The 4,463-nt window shown below is 73.4% G+C and carries 5 protein-coding genes; all 5 read right to left on the reverse strand.

Annotated elements, in window-relative coordinates; translation table 11 throughout:
* A partial coding sequence (locus GTW43_RS08770; RefSeq protein WP_161301060.1) for an MFS transporter occupies positions 1-512 on the reverse strand: 512 nt, incomplete at its 3' end.
* A 133-nt stretch (positions 513-645) separates the two neighbouring features.
* On the reverse strand, positions 646-1,941 hold the full coding sequence (locus tag GTW43_RS08775) for a cation:proton antiporter (protein WP_237536485.1): 1,296 nt from the start codon (positions 1,939-1,941) through the stop codon (positions 646-648).
* A gap of 4 nt (positions 1,942-1,945) precedes the next feature.
* Entirely contained in the window at positions 1,946-2,431 is a 486-nt protein-coding gene (locus GTW43_RS08780; RefSeq protein WP_161301061.1) for a TrkA C-terminal domain-containing protein, read from the reverse strand.
* A gap of 157 nt (positions 2,432-2,588) precedes the next feature.
* Positions 2,589-4,187, reverse strand: a complete 1,599-nt coding sequence (locus tag GTW43_RS08785; protein ID WP_161301062.1) for an ATP-dependent DNA ligase — start codon at positions 4,185-4,187, stop codon at positions 2,589-2,591.
* 58 nt (positions 4,188-4,245) lie between these two features.
* On the reverse strand, positions 4,246-4,463 hold a 218-nt coding region (locus GTW43_RS08790; RefSeq protein ID WP_237536486.1), incomplete at its 5' end, for a hypothetical protein.

The following is a 4,463-nucleotide window of genomic DNA, read 5'->3' on the forward strand; positions in this document are numbered from 1 at the left end:
GCGCCGTAGATGCCGAACGCCTTCGCGCGCTCGCGCGGGTCCGTGAACGTGGTCGTCAGCAGGGACAGCGCCGCCGGCGCGAGCAGCGCGCCGAACATGCCCTGGAGGGCGCGCGCCGCGACCAGCATGCCGAACGAGGTGGCGGCGCCGCCGATCGCGGACGCGGCGGCGAAGCCGATGAGACCGGCGATGAAGACCGCCTTGCGGCCCACCAGGTCGGCGATCCGCCCGCCGAGCAGCAGCAGGCTGCCGAACGCGAGCGCGTAGGCCGTGACGATCCACTGCCGGTTGCCGTCGGAGAAGCCGAGATCCTGCTGCGCGGAGGGCAGCGCGATGTTCACGATCGTCGCGTCGAGGACGACCATCAGCTGGGCGATGCCGATGACGGCGAGGATCAGCCAGCGGTGCTCGTGCCTCCCGCCGCCCGCGTACGGGACGGAACCGCCGGGTGGTGCGGAGCGTTCGGCGGATTCGGCACCAGCGGCAGCTGCGGATTCGGGCGAGCGATCCATGGTGGCCTCCAGACACCCATGTGCACCCCCCGGTCCGTCTCGTCCACCACGCTATGCGCCCGAACGGAGGACGGCGACCGGGGAGAGAACGCGTGCGTTCTCCACCGGCCGCCGTCGCGGTGAGCTGCGCGGATCAGGGGCGCGGGGCGCCGTCCGCGGCATCCACGGTGCCCTCGGTGTCCACGGTGTCCTCAGCGTCCGCGGCGTCCACGGGGGGCTGCTCCTCGCCGTTCGAGGGAGCGGGCAGCACCGCCGCCGGGGTGGCCGCGGTCGCCCGGTCGCGGAACAGCCGCTGGGCGATCGGCTGCGTGTACCGGGCCGTCAGCGGGCCCACGATCACCAGGATCAGCACGTACGCGGTCGCCAGCGGTCCGAGCCGGGGCTCGATGCCCGAGGTGACCGCGAGACCCGCGATGACGATGGAGAACTCGCCGCGCGCCACGAGCGCACCGCCCGCGCGCCAGCGGCCCTTGACCGAGACACCGGCGCGGCGCGCCGCCCAGTAGCCGGTCGCGATCTTCGTGCAGGCCGTCACGACGGCGAGCAGCAGCGCGGGCAGCAGCACCGGAGGAATGCTCGCGGGGTCGGTGTGCAGGCCGAAGAAGACGAAGAACACCGCGGCGAACAGGTCCCGCAGCGGCGACAGCAGCGTGTGCGTGCCCTCGGCGACCTCACCGGACAGGGCGATGCCGACGAGGAACGCGCCGACCGCCGCGGACACCTGGAGCTGCTGAGCGAGCCCGGCGACGAGGATCGTCAGGCCGAGCACCACGAGGAGCAGCTTCTCCGGGTCGTCGCTGGAGACGAACCGGGAGATGTGCCGCCCGTACCGGACAGCGACGAACAGCACGAGCCCGGCCGCGCCCAGCGCGATGGCGAGCGTGAGACCGCCCGCAGCCCAGCCGACGCCCGCGAGCAGCGCGGTGATGATCGGCAGGTACACGGCCATCGCCAGGTCCTCGAGGACCAGGATGGAGAGGATCACGGGCGTCTCACGGTTGCCGACCCGGCCCAGGTCGTTCAGCACCTTGGCGATGACGCCCGAGGACGAGATCCAGGTGACGCCCGCGAGCACCACGGCCGCGACCGGCCCCCAGCCCATCAACAGGGCGGCGGCCGCGCCCGGCAGGGCGTTGAACGTCATGTCGACGAGGCCCGCCGGGTACTGGGTCTTGAGGTTGCTGACGAGATCGCTCGCCGTGTACTCGAGGCCCAGCATCAGCAGCAGCAGGATGACGCCTATCTCGGCGCCGATCGCGACGAACTCCTCGCTGGCGCCGAGCGGCAGCAGCCCGCCCTCGCCGAACGCGAGCCCGGCGAGCAGGTAGAGCGGGATGGGCGAGAACTGCAGCCGCCCGGCCAGCCGGCCCAGCAGGCCGAGCGCCAGGATGATCGCCCCGAACTCGATCAGGAAGACAGCGGAATGCATCCGATCACTCCCGCCCCAGGATCGTGGCCGCCGCCTCGACGCCCTCGCGGGTCCCGATCACGATGACGGTGTCGCCGCCCGCGAGCCGGAAGTCCGGCGTCGGCGAGGGGATCGCCTCCGCACGGCGCAGCACGGCCACGATCGACGCGCCGGTCTCGGTGCGCATCTGCGTCTCGCCCAGCAGCCGCCCGTTCCAGTACGACGTGGCCGGCACCTCGATGCGCTCCGCGACCAGGCCCAGGTCGGTGGTGTGCAGCAGGTTGGGGCTGTGGTGCGAGGGCATCAGGGCGTCGATCAGGTACGCGGCCTCACCCGACGTCAGCTTCAGGGACAGCGAGCAGGCGTCCGGGTCGTCCGCCCGGTACGCGCTGAGCGTGCGGTTGCCGTCCCGGTGGGCGACGACCGAGAGCAAACGCTGCTCGCGGGTGGTCAGGTCGTAGCGGAAGCCGATCCCCGGCAATGGTGTCCTGCTCAGGCGTGAAGCGGGCACGTCTCTCCCCTTGTCCGTGCGGGTCCGATGATGGAGGTGTCGCGATGTGGCCGGTCGGCTCCGGGGCGGGTGAGGACCCGTACCGCGGATGGTTGCCGGATGCATCCTGTGGTGTTCCGGCCACCCTATACGGGCCCATGATTTGGCAAAGAAACGGTCAGAGGTTCTTCTGTGCGCCGGACTGCGTGCCGGTCTGTGTGCCGGTCTGTGTCCCGGACTGCGTGCCGGAGAGCACGGTCTCCACCGTGTCGGCCTGCGCGGCCGACTTGTCCTCCCGGTAGCGGACCACGCGCGCGAAGCGCAGCGTCACCCCCGCCGGGTAGCGCGTCGAGCGCTGCAGCCCGTCGTACGCGATCTCGACGACCAGCTCCGGTCGGACCGTCACGACGTGCCCGTCGTCCTCGACCGCCAGCGCGCGCAGTCGCTCGGTCTGCCAGTCGAGCAGCGCGTCGGTGAGGCCCTTGAACGTCTTGCCGAGCATCGCGAACGACCCGTCGGCGCGACGTGCGCCCAGGTGCAGGTTGGAGAGCCGGCCGGTGCGCCGCCCGTGCCCCCACTCCGCCGCGAGCACCACGAGGTCGAGCGTGTGCACGGGCTTCACCTTCAGCCAGGAGGCACCCCTGCGGCCCGCGCTGTACGGAGCCTCCAGCCCCTTCAGGACGACGCCCTCGTGCCCGCGCGCGAGCGTGGCGGCGAAGAACGCGTCGGCGGCGGCCCGCTGCCCCGGGTCCGATTCGTCCTCCACGACGAACCGGCGCACCCGCATCCCCTCGGGCACCAGCGCGGCGAGCCGCTCGTGCCGCCGCGCGAACGGCAGGTCGAGCAGATCCTCCCCGGCCACCGACAGGACGTCGAAGAACACGGGGGAGACCGGTACCTCCGCGGCGGCCCGTGCGACGTCGGAGCGCGAGCCCACCCGGCCCGCGATCTCCTGGAACGGCCGCGGGCGCCCGTCCGCGCCGAACGCGATCACCTCCCCGTCGAGCACCAGGGAGGCGTCGCCGGGCAGCCCGCCCACCGCGGCCGTCACCTCGGGCAGCCGGTCGGTGATGTCGTCGAGCGTGCGCGTGTACACCCGCACCCCGCCGTCCCCCGTGCGGTGCACCTGGACCCGGATGCCGTCGAGCTTCTCCTCCACGGCGCAGGCCCCGAGCTTGTCGAGCCCTTCGCCGACGGAACCCGCGCTGTGCGCCAGCATCGGCAGCACCGGCCGGCCCACGGTGAGCTGGAAGTCCGCCAGCGCCTGCGGACCCCCGGCGAGCAGGGCCCGCGCCACCGGCTGTACGCCGCCTGCCAGCATGACCGCGCGCCGCACGTCGGGCGGCGCCGCCCCGGTCGCCCGTGCGAGGCCCTCGGTCGCGACCGCGTCCAGAGCGCCCTGCCGGACCTCCCCGGTGACCAGGCCGAACAGGAAACGCTGCTCCTGCTCCGTCGCCGCGCCCATCAACTCGGCGACCAGGCGCGTGCGTTCGGCCTGCGATCCGGCGCCCGACACATCGCCGATGACGGTGAGCGCCGCGTCGACGTCCTGGACCGTCAGGCGGGGCTCGGGCGCCGGTTCCACGCGCCGGCTCAGCACCCGCCAGCCGATCCCGAGCCGGCCCTGGGGGAGCCGGCCCGCCAGGTACGGGATGACGATCGGCACGTCCTGCGGCGCGGTGTCGCGGAACAGCTCGGCGAGCAGCTCGATCTTCTGGGAGCGCGCCGAGGTGGCGGCGACCTCCTGCGACACCTGAGCGAGCCGGGCGAGCAACATGCAGCCATGGTGCTACGCGGCCCGGCCCGGCGCACCGGGGCGGCGCCCGCCCGTCGTGTCAGGCGGGTCGGCAGATCAGCACGGGTCCGAGCCAGACGCAGGACCAGCTCGGCGGGGGCGAGCCGGGGTCGGTGGGGTCGGGCTCGGGTGCGGGCTCGACGGGCGGCGTCGGCTCCTCCGGCGGGGTGGGGTCCACGGGCTCCACAGGGTCCACGGGTTCCACGGGCGGCGTGGGATCGGCCGGGGGAGGTGTGGGCTCCGGTGCCGAGGGCTCGG

Source organism: Streptomyces sp. SID5785 (genome assembly GCF_009870065.1).
Lineage (GTDB): Bacteria > Actinomycetota > Actinomycetes > Streptomycetales > Streptomycetaceae > Streptomyces.